Origin of the sequence: Mycobacterium sp. OAE908, from assembly GCF_017872775.1 — a bacterium.
Classification (GTDB): Bacteria; Actinomycetota; Actinomycetes; order Mycobacteriales; family Mycobacteriaceae; genus Mycobacterium.
Genome location: NZ_JAGGJL010000001.1, coordinates 3,983,717 through 4,001,887 on the forward strand (window position 1 = coordinate 3,983,717; position 18,171 = coordinate 4,001,887).

The window sequence follows — 18,171 nt, forward strand, 5'->3', positions numbered from 1 at the left end:
CGTGCAGGAATGCCGCTTCGGCGCCCCGCGATCAGCAGCACCGTGGATTGGGATTGCTCTCCGTTGCGTCATGACGCATGCGCCAGTACTCGCGTTCCGAGATGACATCCTCACCCGGGTGGATGCGGCGGCGATGTTCGACGTAGCGGCGATAGTGGTTATCGCCCATCAATGAACCCCAGTACCAACCGATCTGGTGGACGATTTTGGCAGCGCGTCCCATTGCTTTTGCACCTCCCGTTCCGTCTTTGTCGGGATGAGCCCCGATGGCGCGAAGATGCGCGACGGCACCGGTTCGTCCTCGGCCAGCGGTCGGCCCGAGCCTCGAATCGACTTGAGTACGACCATTGTTCCGGCGATGAACACGATGACGACAAGCGACGCGAAGATGATCGACAATGTCCCCTGAATGAACGTGTTGCGCACGATCTTGTCGACGTCAGCGGGGGATTTGGCGGTCAGACACAGCTTTCCGGCCTGTTGTGCCGCTTGGCAGATGCTGTGTTGCTTCCAGTAGCCGACCTTCGGATCGGCGGAGAAGATCTTCTGCCACGACGCGGTGAGGGTGACGATGAGATCCCAGAACAGCGGAAGTGCCGGTATCCAAGCCCATTTCACCAGGCCCCGTTTGACCACAACGACCGTGACGACCGTGAGCGCTATCGCGGCAAGGAGTTGATTGGCGATGCCGAACAAGGGAAACAGCGTGTTGATGCCACCGAGCGGATCGGTGACACCCATCAGCAGGATGCTGCCCCACGCGGCGACGACTATCACGCTGCAGATCCACGCGCCGACCCGCCAACTCGGATTCTGCAGCCTCTTCATCGGGCCACCGAGATTGCCGAGTCCGTCGGAGAGCATGAACCGGGCGACGCGCGTGCCTGCGTCGACGGTGGTGAGGATGAACAGTGCCTCGAACATGATCGCGAAGTGGTACCAGAACGCCTTGAGGCCCGTGCCTCCGAAGACCTGGTGCAGCACTTCGGACATGCCGAACGCCAACGTCGGCGCGCCGCCCGTGCGCGACACGATCGACTTCTCACCGACACCCTGTGCGGCGTCCGTGATCTCCCCAGCGGTGATCGGGGCGCCGGACAGCCCCAGTTTGTTGACGTAGTCCGCGGCCGTCTGCGCGGTAGTGCCGGTCTGGCCCGCGGGCGCGTTCATCACGAAGTACAGGTGCTGGTTGATGATGGCCGCGGTGATCAGCGCCATGATGGCGACGAACGACTCGGTGAGCATGCCGCCATAGCCGATCAGGCGCATTTGGCTTTCTTTTTCGAGCAGTTTGGGTGTGGTGCCCGACGAGATCAGCGCGTGGAATCCCGACAGCGCGCCGCACGCAATCGTGATGAACAGGAACGGGAACAGGGAACCGGCGAAGACCGGCCCGGTGCCCTTTGTGGCGAACTGCGAGATCGCGGGCGCTTCCATGATGGGGCGGGCCAACAGGATGCCGATCGCCAGTAGCGCGATGGTGCCGACCTTCATGAACGTCGACAGGTAGTCGCGCGGGGCCAGCAGCAGCCACACCGGCAGCACGGAGGCCGCGAAGCCGTAGATGATGATGCACCACGACAGCGCCACCTTCGACAGCGTGAACCAGTCTGCGCCCCAAGATGTTTCGGCGACCCATCCGCCGGAGATGACTGCGAGCAGTAGCAGCACGACACCGATCAGCGACACCTCCGACACCCGGCCGGGGCGCAGGAACCGCAGGTAAACACCCATGAAAAGCGCGATCGGAATGGTCATTGCGATGGAGAAGACGCCCCACGGACTCTCGGCGAGCGCGCCGACGACCACCAAGGCCAACACCGCGAGCAGGATCACCATGATGACGAGCACGCCGATGATTGCGGCGGCACCGCCGATGGCTCCGAGTTCGTCACGCGCCATCTGGCCGAGCGAACGGCCGCGTCGCCTTACTGAAATCGCCAGCACGAGATAGTCCTGCACGCAGCCGGCCACGACTGCGCCGATGATGATCCAGATGGTGCCGGGAAGATAGCCCATCTGCATCGCGAGGACCGGGCCGACAAGTGGACCTGCGCCTGCGATCGCGGCGAAGTGATGGCCGTAGAGCACGCGCCGATCGGTTGGCATGTAGTCGGTCGCGTTTTCGAAAAGCTCAGCCGGAGTGGCGTTGTCGTCGCGCGGACGCACGATCTTCATCTCGATCAGCCGCGCGTAGAACCGGAAGCCGATCACATAGGTGCAGATTGCCGCGATGACGAACCACACCGCGTTGACCGTCTCCCCGCGGAAGAACGCGATCATCGCCCACGCGATCGCGCCGAGCAACGCGATGACGCCGAAAACGATCTTGTGTTTGGTGGTGATCGGGGAGCGGTCGATGATCGCTACCGGCGGCAGGTCCTTATCGGTGCGGATATAGGTGATGTCGCCGTCGGTTTCCTCGACGCGGTCAGATGGTGTGGCAGTGGGTGTGGCCATGGACCGATCCTTCCACCGCGCAAAACAGCGTTGGGGGAAATCTGGGCTTTGGCTGCTTAACCGCTGTGTTTGTAGAGGAATCGCAGGAGTTCCGCTGCGAATAGCTCTGGTGCGGTGTGGGTTGCGAAGTGCGATTGACCTTCGAGTACGCAGCGGTCGGCGGCAGGCAGCACGCTCGCGAGCCGCTCCATCGTCGACGGGATGGGCGGCCAGGAGTTCGCACCCTGCATCAGCAGGGTCGGAATGGTGATATCGGCCCAGCGATCGACGTCTGTTTCGTCGCGTGCCATCGCGCGTAGATCACTCAGGCAGCCGGCAGCCTCGGCAACATCGTCGTCCTCGGGCTGCAGCGTCACGAGCAGTTCGGTGGGGACGCGCGCGACCTTCTCGGCGAACAGTCGCGCGGCGGCAGCCAACTCGCCGGAGGCGATCAGTGACTCGTATGACTCGAGCACCGAAAGCAGTGCGGCACCGGACGCAAACAACGGCGGCTCGAATATTGTCAGGCTCCTCACGGCCGAGGCGTTGTTGCGCGCTACGTGAAGGGCGACCGTGCCGCCGTAGGAGGCACCGACGAGGTGGGCATCGCCGCCTGCGGCGTCCACGACCGCAAGCGCGTCGGCCACCTCGTCGGCGAATGTCTTCGCCTGCGCACCTGTTCCGCTGGGTGCATAGCCGCGACGGGCGTAGACCCAGACCTCGAACGCATCGGTGAGAAACGGTGCGACACCATCCCACGAATCCAGCCCGCCGGCCGAACCGTGAATCAGGACGACGGGTATGCCGTGGCCGAAACTTCGCGCAACAAGCGTCGTTTCATCGGCGCTGACGACGTTGGTCATGAACCGCGCTCGTAGAAGGCGCGCACAGTGTCGATCGTGTCGGCCTCAGCTGGACTTTTGTCGTCACGGTAGCGCAGCACGCGCGCGAATCGCAGGGCCATGCCGCCGGGATAGCGCGTCGAGCCCTGCACGCCGTCGAACGCGATCTCTACGACCTGTTCGGGCCGAAGCTTGACCACATAGCCGTCGGTGGGACCGTCGGCCAATTCCATGAAGCGGGTGGTCTGCCACTCCAACATCGCGTCGGTCATGCCCTTGAAAGTCTTGCCCAGCATGACGAATCCGCCCGTTTCCGGGTCGCGTGCTCCGAGGTGGATGTTGGAGAGCTTCCCCGTGCGCCTGCCCGAACCCCACTCGACGCCGAGGACGACGAGATCGAGTGTGTGTACCGGCTTGACCTTCAGCCAGCCCGCCCCGCGTCGGCCGGCCTCGTACGGTGCGGTCAGCGATTTCGCCATCACCCCTTCGTGTCCGGCCTCGAGGGTGATGTCGAGAAACCGCTGGGCGGCGTCGGCGTCGGCGGTGATGAGTCTGTCGACGCGATGGGCCTTTGGCACGATCGCGTCCAGCGCATCGACGCGTTCGCTGGCCGGCCGGTCCAGCAGGTCTTCGCCGTCGAGATGCAGCAAGTCGAAGACGAACACCGACAGTGGCTGCGCCTGGCGGGCGGCGGCAATGTCGACTCGGCGCCCGAACCGCGAGGCTGTTTCCTGGAATCGATGCGGGCGTCCGTCGGGTCGCAGCGCGATGGCCTCCGCGTCGGCGATCAGATCGGTGACGGGTAGCGCCAACGTCGCCTCGACCACCTCGGGCAGGCGTTCGGTCACGTCGTCGAGGCTGCGGGTGTAGATCGATACCGCGTCGCCCGCGCGGTGGATCTGCACCCGAGCGCCGTCCAGCTTGGCTTCGAAAACCGCTGTGCCGCCGAGACGTTCGAGCGCTTCGCGGACGCCGGTTGCGGTCTGGGCGAGCATGGGACCGACCGGCTGGCCCACCTTGAGGGTGAACTGCTCGAGTGCGGTTTCGTCGCCGGTCAACGCGGCGGCGGCGACGGCGGGCAGGTCGCCGCCCAGCATCGCCGCGCGCCGCACGACGGGCGCGGCGATCTCGGCGGCCTTGGCGACCGCGTCGGCCATCACCCCGACCAGCGCGCCCTGGCGTAACTCGCCGCTGAGCAGCCGTCGCAAGAATGTCTGTTCGGGTTCGGTGGCCGCGGAGAACAGTCCGTTGACGAGCTCGGCGCGCCGCGCCTGCGAGCCCTTTCCCGCGACCTGGCCGATTTCGCTGAACACCGCATCGACCTGCAGCACGGTCAGCGACGGTTCGGCGGCCGGGGGCGGAAGCGAGCGCAGCGCGGCCCAGCCGACGCCGATCTGGCGTTGCGGCAGCTCGCCCGACAGCCAGGACACCACGACCGCGATCAGCTTCGCGTTGTCCTGGTCGCCCGCGTGACGCAGCAGGTCGGCGATGCGGGCGATCTTGGCCAGCCGCGCCGAGGTCGCGCCGACCTCGACCGACGCGGCGGCGACGTCAGTCAGCTGCACCAGCCAAGCCTCGCACGCGCGTCAGACATCTCCGAGGAGTCCGGTGAGCACGGCCGCCTCGGCGCGCAGGTTGTCCGCACGTTCGGTGTGCGTTGTCTCGATCGCCGCGGCCACCGTCATCCGCTCGTCGATCTCGGCGCGCATCAAGTCGCGGATTTCGTCGTCGGACAGTTCCCGGCGCGCCACCTCGGCCGAGCCGAGGCCGATGACGGCGTTGGCGATCGTGCCGCTCGGCTGGGCATCCAGCTGCGTGCCCTCCGGCGTTTCGGCGTTGTCGATCGCACTGAGCGCAGAGCGCAGCGCCGCGACGCGGATCGCGTCCCGGTCTTTGCGTGCGGCCATCAGCGCGTCGCGCAGCTTGGTCCGCCAATTCGTTGCGTGCGACATGGCACGCCAAATTAGCCGCGAGCGTGCATGTTTGCACGTCATTTTCCGGCGTGTCCGCGTGCAGACACGCACGCTCGCGGTAGTTATTTCACTGCGAACGAGACCGTGTGCCAGCCGGTGGCGCCGTCGGGGACCGGCGACGCCTCGTCGGCCGTCTGGACCGCGCCGGTGTTGTCGGTCGCGCGCACGGAGATGGTGTGCTCGCCGGGCTGCGTGGCCTGCCAGTTGAAGCTCCACAGCCGCCAGGTGTCATTGGAGTAGGAGGCGCCGAGATCGGCTGGTAGCCAGGGGCCTTGCTTATTTGGGCTGTCGATGCGCACCTCGACGCTGCGCACGCCGCGGTTCTGCGCCCACGCGATGCCACCGAATGTGACCGGCCCCTCGGCCACCTCTTGTCCGCTGCGAGGCACGTCGATTCGCGACTCGGTCTTGATCGGGCCCTTTGCCGACCAGCCGTGCTGCGTCCAGAACGCCTCGGCGCGATCGAATCGGGTCAGCTCCAGGTCGACGACCCACTTGGTGGCCGATACGTAGCCGTACAGCCCGGGGACGACAAGCCGGGCGGGATAGCCGTGCTCGGTGGGCAGCGGCTGGCCGTTCATCCCCACCGCCAGCAATGCGTCCCGCTTATCGGTCAACGCCTCGACGGGTGTGCCCGCGGTGAACCCGTCGATCGACATCGACAGCACCATGTCGGCGTCGGGATGCACACCCGCGTCGGCCAGCAAGTCGCGCACCCGGTAGCCCGTCCACGTCGCGTTCGAAATGAGGTCGCCGCCAACCGGATTCGACACACACGTGAGCGTCACCAATTTCTCGACGACGTCGAACCGGTCCAGGTCTTCGAAGCGGTAGGTGACCTCGCGGTCCACCATGCCGTGGATCTTGAGCTGCCAATCTGCGCGGCTCAGCTGTGGCACGCTCAGCGCCGTGTCGATCCGGTAGAAGTCGGCGTTGCTGGTGACAAACGACGGCAGCGCAACACCTTTGGGCAGTACGGCCGGCGGCACCGGCGGCGCTGCGACGTCGACCTTCGGCAGCGCGAACGCGTCGCGATCACCAGAGACCGACGACAGCATGCGTGACAACACAACGCCGCCAACGCCCGTCACCGCTCCTGCGCCGAGAAAACCCAGCGTCACCAGCGACAGTCGGCGGCCGCGGTCGGGGGCGTCGGAACCCTCTTCAGGCTCCGGTGCGTTGGTGAACCGCCCGGAGATCAGCAGTCGCAGCACGGCCACCCCGCTGACGGTGCCGATCACCGTTGGCACGATGTCGGCGACCGTCGCCCCCGCCCGAGACAGCACGGCGGCGCAGCCCGCAATCCCGGCGGCAACGATTGCGGCGCTGCCGACAGGGACGCGGCGCGTCTCCCATCGCGCCGTGACAGCGGCGATCAACGCGATCACGCCGAGCACGACAATCGTCAGGAAAAGCTTGTCCGCGGTGCCGAAGGTCTGGATAGTCCACTCTTTGACCGGACCTGGCGTCAGGTCGATGATCGCCGAGCCGATTGCCGTGCGGGCGTCGGCCTGCGGGCCGAACGCGACGGCAAGCAGCTGCGTGACGCCGAGGGCTACAGCGGCAGCCGCAATGCCCGCCAGCATCCGTGATTCGGCAGCTGGTCTGGCCATAACCAGAACCTACCTGCGCGCCGGATCGCCAGGGCTTACGAAGTTGTGACGGCACCCGAAAGGCTTACCGGATGGACGATGAGATATGTTGCGAAGCGGTCCGACCACAGGCGTGAAAGGGAGCTAGATGGAGATCGAGGGCAAGAAGGCCGTCGTCGTCGGCGGTGCGTCGGGATTCGGCAAGGCGACCGCCGAGTCGCTGGCCAAGCGTGGCGCCAGCGTCGCGGTGCTGGACCGGCCTCAGTCGAAGGGCCAGGAGGTGGCCGACGCCATCGGCGGCACGTTCCACGCGGTGGACGTCACCGACTTCGACGGCACCGAAAAGGTGCTGCAGCAGGCGATCGATGCCCTGGGCGCTCTCCACATCATCGTGACGACGGCCGGCGGCGGCATCGGCGAGCGCACGGTCAAGAAGGACGGGCCGCACAGCCTGGAGTCGTTCCGCAAGACCGTCGATCTCAACCTGATCGCGACCTTCAACATCAGCAGGCTCGCCGGCTGGCAGATGAGCAAGCAGGACCTCGTCGACGACGAGCAGGAGGAGCGCGGCGTCATCATCAACACCGCGTCGATCGCCGCGTTCGAAGGTCAGATCGGTCAGGTCGCCTACACCGCTTCCAAGGCCGCGATCGCCGGCATGTGCCTGACCATGGCGCGCGATCTGGGCAGCCTGGGCATCCGGGCGCTGGCCATCGCGCCGAGCCTGTTCGCGACCGGGCTGACCGAAGGGATCCCCGACGAGTTCGCCAAGGCCCTCACCAAAGACGCAGCGTTCCCGAAGCGACTTGGTAGGCCGGAGGAATACGCCAAGCTCGTGCTGGCGATCGTCGAGAACCCGATGCTCAACGGCCAATGCCTACGGTTGGACGCCGGCCAGCGCTTCGCCCCGAAGTAGGTCGCCCGACGCTAGGCTGCCACACGTGGCGACCGTTGCCGATCACGTCATCAATGCATTACGGGTCAGCGGCGTTCGCCGCGTCTACGGGCTGCCTGGCGACAGCCTGAACGGATTCACCGACGCGCTGCGGCGTTCCGGTGAAATCACTTGGGAGCATGTCCGTCACGAGGAGACGGCCGCGTTCGCCGCTGCGGCCGACGCCGCACTGACCGGAGCGCTCGCGGTCTGTGCGGGCAGTTGCGGCCCTGGCAATCTGCACCTGATCAACGGGCTGTTCGATGCGCAGCGCAGTCGCGTTCCGGTGCTCGCCATCGCGGCGCACATTCCGCGTACCGAGATCGGCTCGGACTATTTCCAGGAGACGCACCCGCAGGAGTTGTTCCGCGAGTGCAGCGTTTACCGCGAACTGGTCAGCACACCGGAGATGGCCCCGCGCATTCTCGAGATGGCCATGCGCGCAGCAGTCGAAGAACGCGGGGTCGCCGTCGTCGTCATCCCCGGCGAGATCTTTCTTCAGCGTGCCGAGGAATCGGGATACCTGACCCGTCCGGTCACGCCGACCCGGTCGGTGGTGCGACCCGACGACGAATCGCTGCGTGCGGCCGCCGACATCCTCAACGGCGCGCAGGCCGTCACGATTCTCGGCGGCGCAGGCACCGAGGGCGCGCATGACGAATTGATCCAGGCGGCAGCGACATTGGGCGCGCCGATCGTGCATGCGTTGCGCGGTAAGGAATTCATCGAATACGACAACCCGTTCGACGTCGGCATGACCGGACTGCTCGGGTTCGCCTCGGGATACAAGGCGATCAAGGAAGCCGACGCGCTGCTGATGCTGGGCACCGACTTCCCGTATCAGCAGTTCTATCCCGACAACGCCAAAGTCGTGCAGGTCGACATCCGCGGCCGCCACCTCGGCCGTCGCACTCCGATCGACCTCGGCCTCGTCGGCACGGTGAAGGACACGCTGGCCGCTCTGCAGCCGTTGCTGACTCAGAAGGGGGACCGCGGCCACCTCGACCGCTCGCTTCGGCACTACGGCAAGACCCGCAAGACGCTCGACGAGCTGGCGGTCAATGATCGCGACCGTACCCCGATTCGACCGGAATACGTTGCGGGACTTGCCAATCAGTTGGCTTCTGACGACGCTGTCTTCACCGTCGACGTCGGATCGCCGGTGGTGTGGGCGGCACGGTATGTGAAGATGAACGGCCGCAGGCGACTCGTCGGCTCGTTCAACCACGGCACCATGGCCTGCGCGCTGCCGCACGCGATCGGCGCGCAGACGGCGTACCGCGACCGTCAAGTGGTCGCGTTGGCCGGCGACGGCGGCCTGACGATGATGTTCGGTGAACTCGTCACGCTGATCCAGAATCGGTTGCCCGTCAAGGTGATTGTGTTCAACAACTCGTCGCTGAATTTCGTCGAACTGGAGATGAAGGCGGCCGGCATCGTCAACTTCGGCACCGACCTGATCAATCCGAACTTCGCCGACGTCGCACAGGCGATGGGAATTTTCGGCAGGCGCGTCGAGCAGCCGTCGGATCTGCAGCAGGCACTCGCCGATGCCTTCGCCTACGACGGACCCGCGGTCGTCGACGTGGTGACCGCCCGGCAGGAGCTGTCGATACCGCCGGCGATCACCGTCGAACAGGCCAAGGGCTTCTCCCTGTACGCAATCCGGACCATCCTGGCGGGCCGCGGTGACGAGTTGCTGGACCTGATCACCACCAACGTCGCGCGCCGCATCCTGGACTGATCTTGGTTTTGGGGCTTTCCAAGCCAATTCCAAGCATCACCGCTACTGTTTGCCCATGCAAATGAGGGTGTGGTCAGTGGCTGCTGTCGTTTTGCTCTTGGCGGCCTGTGGTGGCCCCAAGCCGCAGGTCTCCGGGATGGCGCAAAAGACCGGGTCGCCTCCCGACACCAGCAACATCCAGATCAACGGCGACGCCTCGGCAGCTGTGAACAAGCTGGCGATCGAGGCGATCGCCGATCTGCAGGACTACTGGGGTAAGGAATTCCCGGAGCTCTACGGCAAGGACTACGAACCGGTCAAGGGCGGCTTCTACGCGGTCATCCCGTCCTCGGGCGATTTCCCGCCGTGCGCGCAGGACGCCAGCGAGATCTCGGGCAACGCGTTCTACTGCGCGACCAAGGACGTCGTGGCATGGGACGCCGAGGGGCTGCTGCCCGAGTTGAAGGAGAAGTACGGCGATTTCGTCATCCCGGTGGTGCTGGCCCACGAGTGGGGGCACGCCATCCAGGGCCGGTCGAACTTCACCGCCCGCACGGTGACCAAGGAGTTGCAGGCCGACTGCTTCGCGGGGGCGTGGTCCAAACACGCCAAGGACGACGGCGTGTTCAAGGTGACCGCGGCCGATATGGACACCGCGCTGGCCGGCATCCTCGACCTGCGTGACACGCCCGGCACGTCCAACATCGACCCGAACGCGCACGGCAGCGGCTTCGACCGGGTCAGCGCCTATCAGGACGGTTTCGACAACGGGCCCGAGAAGTGCAAGGGCTACCGCGACGACGAGCCGATGGTGCTCGAACTTCCTTTCAACGACGAGCAGGATGCGGCGCAGGGCGGCGATGCGCCCTACGACTCGATCATCAACGGCGTGCCCTACGACCTCGAGGACTACTACACGCACCTGTATCCCGAACTGACCGACGGAAAGCAGTGGCCGCCGGTGAAGGGCCTGGAGCCCTTCGACCCCAACCATCCGCCGGCCTGCGGCGGGCAGTCCGCTGAAGGGTTCGCGTTGTTCTATTGCGTGCCAGACGATTACGTCGGCTGGGACAACGTCGATGCGATGCCCGAGGTGTACAAGCAGGGCGGCGACTATGCCGTCGCGACGCTGCTCGCCACCCAGTACGGGCTGGCCGCGCTGACCCGGCTTGGCGACCAATCCGATGAGAAGACGTCGACGCTGCGCGCCGACTGTATGGCGGGCGGCTACACGGCCAGCGTCATCCTGCACAACCGCGCCGATACCAGCACCTGGTCCGTCTCGCCCGGTGACCTGGACGAAGGCATCAAGGCGCTGCTGGTCTTCCGCGGCGAGGGCGACGTCGAACGCCAGGGCGCGGGTTGGTCACGGATCAAGGCGTTCCGCTCGGGCGTCATCGACGGCGCGGAGTCCTGCCTGAACTACGAGGACAAGTAGGCCAGGCGGGCGAGATCAGAATTGTGACACGCTAAACCGCCGATTTGCGTACCGGACCCTTATTTCGGCGCAGGTGCGGCGAAGAATTTCAGGCGGGCCGCGGCACCGACGAGAGGGCCGACTGTCCGATCCACCCGGGGATAGCGCGGCGCACATCGGCCGGGCCGGACACCTTGACGGTGCCGTCGAGCAGCGCATGCTGCCAACTGACGTCACCGCGCCAGATATGGGTGAGCGTGCGCAGGCTCGTTTCGACGGTGGCGTTCACCTCGTAACCGGGGTCGAAATCGCACACGTCGGCTTCACCGTCGGCCACCACCAGCCACCACCGCGACGCCTTCGCCGCCACGCCGTCGAGACGGAAAGCGAGCGTGGTGCGGGTGCGCGGCCACGCGTCGATCGGGATGGTGCGGCGCATGTCCCACATCAACAGGTGCGGATCGAGGTCCTGCTCGCCGAGTTCGCCGATCCAGCGCACCCCCCATGCGCCGAGCGCGTCGACGACGTCGGCGAGCTCTTTGCCACACTCGGTCAGTGAATACGTTGTGCGCCCGTCGATTTCATTGCGCTCGACGACGCCTGCGCGGGTCAGCGTTTTCAACCGCTTCGACAGCAGAGCAGGCGACATCTTCGGCACGCCGCGGCGCAGGTCGTTGAAGTGCCTGCTGCCCAACAGCAGTTCCCGCACGACGAGCATCGTCCAGCGCTCGTCGAGCAACTCCATCGCCTTGGCCACCGGACAGAACTGGCCGTATCCGGACATCGCGGTGCCTCCCCGGTTGGCAACATCCCAGTACAGATATAGAACCAGGCGTAGTACAGATCTGTTACTGGTTTGGTCGGGGCGATCAGGCGACGATGTCAGCCATGAGCAACCCAACCGCGGCCGTCGACGACAGTCAGATTGCGGCCAAACACCGAGCCATCTGGGCATCGGGCGACTACCCGAAGCTCGCCGCCGAACTCGTCGCACCCCTTGGCCCCGTGCTGGTGCAAGCCACCGGCATCGGCCCTGGCGACCGCGTCCTCGATGTCGCGTCCGGCACCGGAAACGCGGCGATTCCCGCTGCGCGGACAGGGGCCCGCGTGGTCGCCAGCGACCTGGTTCCCGAGTTGTTGGAGAGCGGCCGAGCAGACGCGGCCGAACAGGGCGTCGAACTCGAGTGGCGCGAGACCAACGCTCACGCATTGCCGTTCGGGGACAACGAGTTCGACGTCGTGATGTCGTGCATCGGCGTGATGTTCGCGCCGTTTCATCAGCAGGCCGCAGGCGAGCTGGTCCGGGTGGCCAAACCCGGCGGCAGGATCGGCCTGATCAGCTGGACGCCAGAGGGTCACATCGGTCAGTTGTGGGCCACGATGAAGCCGTACGCACCGCCCCCGCCGCCTGGCGCGCAGCCCCCGCCGTTGTGGGGGCAGGAGGACCACGTCCGGCAGCTGTTGGGCGACCGCGTCACCGACCTTGTGACCGAGCGTCGCACGCTGCCGGTCCACCATTTCCCGGACGGCGCCGCCTTCCGCGACTACTTCAAGGCCGTATACGGGCCGACGATCGCGGTGTACCGCAACATCGAGGGCGACCCGGACCGGGTGGCTGAGCTCGATGACGCGATCGCACGGGTCGGCGACGACGTTTTGAAGGGCGGGAACGCCATGGAATGGGAGTACCTGCTCGTGACGGCGCGCAAGGCCTGACACGATGTCGGCATGGCCGACGACGCCCAGCAGCTGCCGACCCTGACCGCCGAGGACCAGGCTGCGGTGCAGCGCTGGGTCCAAAAGCAAGGCCTCGGGTCGGAGGTCACTGACGTCGAGCCCTTGACCGGGGGAACCCAGAACATCGTGGTACGGCTGCACATCGACGGCAGGCCGGTCGTATTGCGACGGCCGCCGCTTCACCCGCGGCCGACGAGCAACAAGACCATGCTGCGGGAGATGGCGGCGCTGCAGACGCTGGCGGGCACGCAGGTGCCGCATCCAGGTTTCATCGCGGGCACCGACGACCCCGACGTGCTCGGCGTGGTGTTCTACCTGATGGAAGAGGTCGACGGCTTCAACCCCGGCGACACCATGGACGAGGCGTATGTTCGCAACGCCGGCTGGCGGCATCAGGTCGGCCTGTCGTATGCAGCCAGCCTCGCGCAGCTGGGCAACGTCGAGTGGGAGGGCAGCCCGCTCGCGGAACTCAAGAGGCCCGGTTCGTTTCTGGAACGGCAGGTGCCGCAGTTTCTCGGGTTGCTGGAAAGCTATCGACACGAACGCTATTCGCCCGAGTCGCTGGCGGTGACGGAGTTGGCGGATTGGCTGGAGGCGAATCGTCCTGCCGATTCGAAGCCGGGAATCATGCACGGCGACCCGCATCTGAGCAACGTGCTGCTGCGCCGCGACAAACCGGAGTTGGCCGCATTCGTCGACTGGGAGATGTGCACTGTCGGTGACCCGCTGTTGGACTTGGGCTGGATGCTGATCTGCTGGCCGCTGGAGACAAACACGATCACCGCGGGCGGTCAGCTCGCGGCGCTGGGTGGGCTGGCCAGCAGGCGTGAGCTGCTCGACGCGTACCTGGCTGCCGGCGGTCGCGAAACGTCAAGCCTGGATTGGTATGTCGCGATGGCGTGCTTCAAGCTGGGCATCGTCATCGAGGGCACCTGGTCGCGGTATCTGGTGGGGCAGGCGAGCCGGGAGGCAGGCGAGCGACTGCATTCCAACGCGCAGAACCTGATCGATATCGGCACTCGGGTTGCCAAGGGCGACAGCCCATTTCAGTGAATCACCCGTAGGCGTCGATACCCAGTTTGACTGCGAGTGCCAGACCCGCGGCGCCGATCACCACGCGCAGCGGCCCCGTCGGGGCATGCCGAACGACCACGGGGCCGAGCCGCGACCCGATCAGGCAGCCGATGCCGACAGCGATGACCGCAGGCCAGTGGACAGGTGCGAAGACGGTAAAGATCAGTGCCGCAACCCCGTTCGCGACGGCCAGGATCACGTTCTTGCCTGCATTGGCGTGCGCAAGCGTCGCGCCTCCTGCGCGCAGCAGCATCGCCAGCAGCAGCACTCCTGCCGCTGCGCCGAAGTAGCCGCCGTAGATGCAGATCACGAAAATGGCCGTGGATTCGAGCAGCACCCGCAGGGTATGGCGTTGGTGATGCGCGACTCTGGCTTCCTGACGGGACGACGTCGGCAGCAGGATCGCGACGGAGGCGAACCCGAGTAGGAGCGGGACAATCCTCTCGAAACCCTCTGCGGGCGTGGTCAGCAGCAGAGCCGCACCGATGGCGCCGCCTGCCGCCGCGGCGGGCAGGATTCGCTTGATCCACGCGCCCTGCCCCGCCAGCTCGGGTCGCGACCCCGCAATGGAGCCAATGCCGTTGAACACCAGCGCAACAGTGTTGGTGACGTTGGCGGTAACCGGCGGCAGGCCGAACACGAGCAGGGCGGGATACGTGGCCACGGACGCCAGGCCCGCGATGCTGCCGGTGAGACCGCCGAGCACGCCGGCAGCTGCGAGGAAGGCCCAGTCCATGGGCCGCCCACGTTACTTCTTGCCGCGAACCAGCGCGTCGACGGGCTCCGGTGCGCCCTCGCGGTCCTTGACGACTCGGTAGGCGAAGAACCCCGCGATCAGCGTGATCACCACGAAGATCGCGGCGAAATACTGCAGCACCAGCGAGGAGCCGTCCGGGTCGTACACCTCCTGGCGGGGCCACGCGATGTTGATGCACAGCGCGGCGCCCATGACGACCGCGGTCAGGTTCACCGGGATGCCCCACTTGCCGAGGTCCATGATCGGAGGGCCGTAGCTCAGGCTGGTGCCGCGCAACCGGTGCAGCAGAGCGGGCACCGTCACCATCAGATAGGCCAGGTACACGATCACCACCGACACGCTGGTGATGGCCGCGAAAACCCCGGCCTGACCGAGGTTGACCAGCAGGACCAGGATCGCCAGCACACTGACCGTCGTTCCGGTGATGAGCGGAGTTCCGGTGCGCTTGTTCACCTTTGACAAGAACTTGCCGAGCGGCAGCCGGTTGTCGCGCGCCATCGAGAACATCACCCGCGACGCCGACGCCTGGATCGCCAGCGTCGCCGAGAAGATCGCGACAGCGACGGTGATCAGCAGAGCCTTGCCCAGCCCGGTGTTGAGCTGGCTGGTGATCACCCATGCGATGCCTTCGGTGGACAGCATCGGATCATCCAGCGACGGCGCCGCCATCAGCGCGGCGAGGATCATCAGCCCGCCACCGACGAACGACACCAACAGCGCGTTGACGATCGCCTTCGGGGCGGTCTTGCGTGGATCGCGCGTCTCTTCGGAAAGCTCTGCGGCGCTGTCGAATCCGTACATCACGTAGGCGGCCATCAGCATCGAGGCGAGGAACGCCGGCGCATATCCAAGGCCGGAGCCGTGCCCGCCGGTGGACAGCACGGCCTGCGCCGGATTGCGTTCGGCGGTGAGGAACATCGCCACGACGATCAGCACGACACCAATGATCTCGATGGTCACGCCCGTGACCGTGATCTTGCCCATGAAGGACACGCTGACGCTGCTGATGACCGTGCACAACACGATGGTGACGGTGCCGAGAATGATGCCGTTGGTGGCGCCACTGACCGAGGTGAGCGAGGGGTCGTCGCCGACGAGTTGGAAGCCGCTCCAGATCGAGGGCAGCACGCTCTGCATGGCGATGGCCAAGGCCGAGACGCTGACGATGTAGCCGATGAGCATGAACCACCCGGCGAACCAGCCGACGGCGTTACCGGCCAGCCGTCGCGACCACTGATAGATGGCGCCCGCGACGGGGAACTTTCCCGACAATTCGGCGAACACCAGGCACACGCAGAACTGGCAGACGAACACGATCGGCCAGGTGAAGAAGAACGCGGGGCCGCCGAGCCCGAAGCCGAGTGCGAACAGCGCGAACACCGTCGTCAGGATCGATACAAACGAGAATCCGGACGCGAAGGCGGCGTATGCGCCGATGCCGCGGTGCAGTTCCTGGGTGTAGCCGAGTTCGGCCAGCGAGTCGGCGTCCTCCGCCGACGAGATCGCGGGGTCCACCGGGTCAGCGGTCGCAGTCACGGGCGGTCTCCTGACGTCCAATACCTGTCATGCGATAGAAATTAGCGGTGGTTTTTGTTTCGCAGGTTTCCTGGTTGTCACAACTGTGTGACCAAGCCGCTGATCGGTGAGAATCGATGCCGTGTCCAGCAAGTTGGGGATCGCCGCGACGATCGGTGACATCGATGCCGCCGTCGATGAACCCGCGCTGCGCGCCGGCGTGCTGGGCGCCCGAGAGGCGGTGGCAGCCGAATTGGCTGCCCACACGCCAACGCTGACCTTGGCGGCGGCCTGGTCGGAGGTGCTGCGGCGGTCGGTCGCTGCCGCCGCGCGGCTGATCGCTGATGGCAGACCGCTGGGATGGACGTGGTTCGTCTCGGGCAGCGTGGCGCGCGGCGAAGCGATACCGGGGTCAGACGTCGAGACGTTGATCGCGCTCGACGATGGGCTCGGCGATGAGGACAAGGCCGAGGCGCTGGCGCTGGCCGCGGACGTGCACGCGCTGCTCGAGCGATGCGACGTGGCGCCGGACGCCAACGGAGTGCTGGCCAGTCGCGGCCGGTTCTGCCGCAGGCGCGCCAACTGGGACGAGTCGATCGACCGGTGGTGCGCCGAGCCCGCTGAGGATCGCGGCGTGGTGATGACCGGGCTGCTGGCCGACACCGCCGCGGTGGCGGACCTCGGCGACGAGCTTCGGTCACGCACGGTCGAGGCCGCCAAGCGACACCCGCAGGCGCGGCACGCCATGTTGCAGGACGCGACCGCGGTGCGGGCCACCATCCCGTCGCGACTGCGGGTGTTCGCGACTCAAGACGACACGGTCGATCTGAAGCTGGCTGCGGTCGACCCGATCGTGAAGATCGCGCGGTGGGGCGCGCTGTCGGCGGGTTCCTCGGAGATCTCGACGCTGCAGCGGCTCACCGATGCGGCCACGGGGCGCCTGCTCGACACCGACGATGCATCAATACTGCGCGAGTGCTACGTGTCGCTGTCGCGGATCCGCTGGCGGGTGCGCGCCGGCGCCTGGATGAAAGGCGAACCCGTTACCGAGCGAGTGTCGTTGTCCGCGTTGGCGCCTGCCGACCGTGCGACCGTACGTACGGTGGCGCGTGAAGTGAGTGGCATCCGGCGCAAGCTGACGTACCTCGCCTCGACGTCGACGTTTCGCTGACAGGCCGTGTCCGCCCGTGACGGGCTGCCCGATTCTCTCCGGCACGCCATCGACCAGACCATCGCGGCAGAACGCCTCGAGGGCTGGCGACCGACCGACGACCACGTCGACGCGCTGGTGCGGTTGCTCTGCGACGAGGTGTCCTTCGGCGAGTACTTGGCGTCCTATCGGGCCGACAACCCGACGACACCCCCGCAACAACCGCGCGAGCACCGGAGGATCTTCCGTCGCAACAGGCCCTACCTGATACCGGGAACGACTGTGCTGCGCAACAACTTCGGCGTCGACAACCAGGCGGTGCTTTCCGACCTCGAGTTCGTCGCGACGGCCGGCCGGATGGTGATATGGCATCGGATGCTGGCCGAGGGCGCCATCGCCGCGAGCGATGTCGACATCCGCGCGATCCACCTGCATCTGTTCGCCGACGTGTACTCGTGGGCGGGCAACTACCGGATCACCGAATTGCGGCGCGGCGACTCGCTTTTCGCGTGGCAATCGACACTAGGCCGGCTGACGGCACTGCTCGAGGAAACCGCGCGGGCCCTTGCGATCAACGGCGCCGGACTCGATCGGCCGGGGCTGGCGTATCGGCTGGCCCGGCTCTACGCCGACTACAACCTCATCCACCCATTCCGCGAGGGCAACGGTCGGGCGGGTGCGTTGTTGTTACACACCATCGCCACGCTGTGCGGTCGTCGTCTCGACCTGTCGGCGGTCTCTCGCGAGGAGTGGTACGTCGCGTCGCGCGACAGCATGCCGTTTCGTCGCGAGGGCGCACCCAACCACCGGCCGTTCCTGCCGCTGTTCGCCGATGCACTTCACTAGTTCGCCGCGACGGGTTTGTTTCTGGCTGGACTGAGCCAAAAAGGTTTGCATGCCGCGGGGTGGGGCGCCTAACATCGCCAACGTGCCGAGGCGACTCGTAGTAGCAACCCGCAGCGGGGTCTGATCCAGACCGACCCCTCGCTGTGGGTCGTTGCTACCTCGTCGGTCATTT

At 66.2% G+C, this 18,171-nt stretch carries 16 protein-coding genes; 7 read left to right on the forward strand and 9 right to left on the reverse strand.

Going from position 1 to position 18,171, the window contains the following annotated elements; translation table 11 throughout:
• Window positions 1–31: 31 nt before the first annotated feature.
• The 6 genes from J3E61_RS19625 to J3E61_RS19650 all read right to left on the reverse strand — a co-directional run bounded on the left by J3E61_RS19625 (window position 32) and on the right by J3E61_RS19650 (window position 6,867).
• Window positions 32–223: a YbdD/YjiX family protein gene (locus tag J3E61_RS19625; protein WP_210084659.1), complete on the reverse strand. Its 192-nt coding sequence runs from the start codon at window positions 221–223 to the stop codon at window positions 32–34.
• Window positions 169–2,460, reverse strand: coding sequence for a carbon starvation protein A (locus tag J3E61_RS19630; protein ID WP_210084660.1), 2,292 nt, complete (start codon window positions 2,458–2,460; stop codon window positions 169–171). The genes J3E61_RS19625 and J3E61_RS19630 overlap by 55 nt, the downstream gene beginning before the upstream one ends.
• A 56-nt stretch (window positions 2,461–2,516) precedes the next feature.
• Complete coding sequence (locus J3E61_RS19635; protein WP_192721366.1) at window positions 2,517–3,302, reverse strand: alpha/beta fold hydrolase; 786 nt, start codon at window positions 3,300–3,302, stop codon at window positions 2,517–2,519.
• Window positions 3,299–4,846: an ATP-dependent DNA ligase gene (locus J3E61_RS19640; RefSeq protein ID WP_210084661.1), complete on the reverse strand. Its 1,548-nt coding sequence runs from the start codon at window positions 4,844–4,846 to the stop codon at window positions 3,299–3,301. The genes J3E61_RS19635 and J3E61_RS19640 overlap by 4 nt, the downstream gene beginning before the upstream one ends.
• A 21-nt stretch (window positions 4,847–4,867) precedes the next feature.
• The gene (locus J3E61_RS19645; RefSeq protein WP_210084662.1) at window positions 4,868–5,233 is read right to left on the reverse strand and encodes a glutamyl-tRNA amidotransferase; all 366 of its coding nucleotides are present in this window, start codon (window positions 5,231–5,233) and stop codon (window positions 4,868–4,870) included.
• A gap of 83 nt (window positions 5,234–5,316) precedes the next feature.
• A complete protein-coding gene (locus J3E61_RS19650) occupies window positions 5,317–6,867 on the reverse strand; it encodes a molybdopterin-dependent oxidoreductase (RefSeq protein ID WP_210084663.1) in 1,551 nt (516 codons plus the stop codon).
• Window positions 6,868–6,994: 127 nt separating this feature from the next.
• On the opposite strand from J3E61_RS19650, the gene J3E61_RS19655 reads away from it, so the two are divergent.
• From J3E61_RS19655 to J3E61_RS19665, 3 genes are read left to right on the forward strand one after another with little or no spacing between them, the layout of a single operon-like run.
• Window positions 6,995–7,762 carry an SDR family NAD(P)-dependent oxidoreductase gene (locus tag J3E61_RS19655; RefSeq protein ID WP_192721362.1) on the forward strand — a complete coding sequence of 256 codons (768 nt, stop codon included), beginning with the start codon at window positions 6,995–6,997 and terminating at the stop codon, window positions 7,760–7,762.
• Window positions 7,763–7,787: 25 nt separating this feature from the next.
• Window positions 7,788–9,524: a ubiquinone-dependent pyruvate dehydrogenase gene (poxB, locus tag J3E61_RS19660; RefSeq protein ID WP_210084664.1), complete on the forward strand. Its 1,737-nt coding sequence runs from the start codon at window positions 7,788–7,790 to the stop codon at window positions 9,522–9,524.
• 55 nt (window positions 9,525–9,579) lie between these two features.
• On the forward strand, window positions 9,580–10,941 hold the full coding sequence (locus J3E61_RS19665; protein WP_210084665.1) for a neutral zinc metallopeptidase: 1,362 nt from the start codon (window positions 9,580–9,582) through the stop codon (window positions 10,939–10,941).
• 88 nt (window positions 10,942–11,029) lie between these two features.
• Here the strand turns inward: J3E61_RS19665 and J3E61_RS19670 are convergent, their stop codons facing one another.
• Window positions 11,030–11,704 carry a helix-turn-helix transcriptional regulator gene (locus J3E61_RS19670; protein WP_210084666.1) on the reverse strand — a complete coding sequence of 225 codons (675 nt, stop codon included), beginning with the start codon at window positions 11,702–11,704 and terminating at the stop codon, window positions 11,030–11,032.
• Window positions 11,705–11,808: 104 nt separating this feature from the next.
• Between J3E61_RS19670 and J3E61_RS19675 the strand changes: the two genes are divergently transcribed.
• Both J3E61_RS19675 and J3E61_RS19680 read left to right on the forward strand, forming a co-directional pair.
• Entirely contained in the window at window positions 11,809–12,636 is an 828-nt protein-coding gene (locus J3E61_RS19675; RefSeq protein ID WP_210084667.1) for a methyltransferase domain-containing protein, read from the forward strand.
• Between the two features lie 12 nt (window positions 12,637–12,648).
• On the forward strand, window positions 12,649–13,710 hold the full coding sequence (locus tag J3E61_RS19680) for a phosphotransferase family protein (RefSeq protein ID WP_210084668.1): 1,062 nt from the start codon (window positions 12,649–12,651) through the stop codon (window positions 13,708–13,710).
• 1 nt (window position 13,711) lies between these two features.
• On the opposite strand, the gene J3E61_RS19685 is transcribed toward J3E61_RS19680, so the two are convergent.
• Both J3E61_RS19685 and J3E61_RS19690 read right to left on the reverse strand, forming a co-directional pair.
• Window positions 13,712–14,467, reverse strand: a complete 756-nt coding sequence (locus tag J3E61_RS19685; RefSeq protein WP_210084669.1) for a sulfite exporter TauE/SafE family protein — start codon at window positions 14,465–14,467, stop codon at window positions 13,712–13,714.
• Between the two features lie 12 nt (window positions 14,468–14,479).
• Window positions 14,480–16,024, reverse strand: a complete 1,545-nt coding sequence (locus J3E61_RS19690; protein WP_192721355.1) for an amino acid permease — start codon at window positions 16,022–16,024, stop codon at window positions 14,480–14,482.
• Window positions 16,025–16,136: 112 nt separating this feature from the next.
• On the opposite strand from J3E61_RS19690, the gene J3E61_RS19695 reads away from it, so the two are divergent.
• Window positions 16,137–17,174, forward strand: coding sequence for a hypothetical protein (locus tag J3E61_RS19695; protein WP_210085628.1), 1,038 nt, complete (start codon window positions 16,137–16,139; stop codon window positions 17,172–17,174).
• 6 nt (window positions 17,175–17,180) lie between these two features.
• Window positions 17,181–17,999, forward strand: a complete 819-nt coding sequence (locus J3E61_RS19700) for a Fic family protein (protein ID WP_210084670.1) — start codon at window positions 17,181–17,183, stop codon at window positions 17,997–17,999.
• The last annotated feature ends 172 nt before the right edge of the window (window positions 18,000–18,171 follow it).

Excerpts from the sequence above, each read along its gene's own strand:
- J3E61_RS19675 (WP_210084667.1), top strand. The coding sequence starts at position 11,809 with ATGAGCAACCCAACCGCGGCCGTCGACGACAGTCAGATTGCGGCCAAA.
- J3E61_RS19650 (WP_210084663.1), bottom strand. The coding sequence starts at position 6,867 with ATGGCCAGACCAGCTGCCGAATCACGGATGCTGGCGGGCATTGCGGCT.
- J3E61_RS19630 (WP_210084660.1), bottom strand. The coding sequence starts at position 2,460 with ATGGCCACACCCACTGCCACACCATCTGACCGCGTCGAGGAAACCGAC.
- J3E61_RS19625 (WP_210084659.1), bottom strand. The coding sequence starts at position 223 with ATGGGACGCGCTGCCAAAATCGTCCACCAGATCGGTTGGTACTGGGGT.
- J3E61_RS19655 (WP_192721362.1), top strand. The coding sequence starts at position 6,995 with ATGGAGATCGAGGGCAAGAAGGCCGTCGTCGTCGGCGGTGCGTCGGGA.
- J3E61_RS19665 (WP_210084665.1), top strand. The coding sequence starts at position 9,580 with ATGCAAATGAGGGTGTGGTCAGTGGCTGCTGTCGTTTTGCTCTTGGCG.
- J3E61_RS19670 (WP_210084666.1), bottom strand. The coding sequence starts at position 11,704 with ATGTCCGGATACGGCCAGTTCTGTCCGGTGGCCAAGGCGATGGAGTTG.
- J3E61_RS19635 (WP_192721366.1), bottom strand. The coding sequence starts at position 3,302 with ATGACCAACGTCGTCAGCGCCGATGAAACGACGCTTGTTGCGCGAAGT.
- J3E61_RS19645 (WP_210084662.1), bottom strand. The coding sequence starts at position 5,233 with ATGTCGCACGCAACGAATTGGCGGACCAAGCTGCGCGACGCGCTGATG.
- J3E61_RS19685 (WP_210084669.1), bottom strand. The coding sequence starts at position 14,467 with ATGGACTGGGCCTTCCTCGCAGCTGCCGGCGTGCTCGGCGGTCTCACC.
- J3E61_RS19680 (WP_210084668.1), top strand. The coding sequence starts at position 12,649 with ATGGCCGACGACGCCCAGCAGCTGCCGACCCTGACCGCCGAGGACCAG.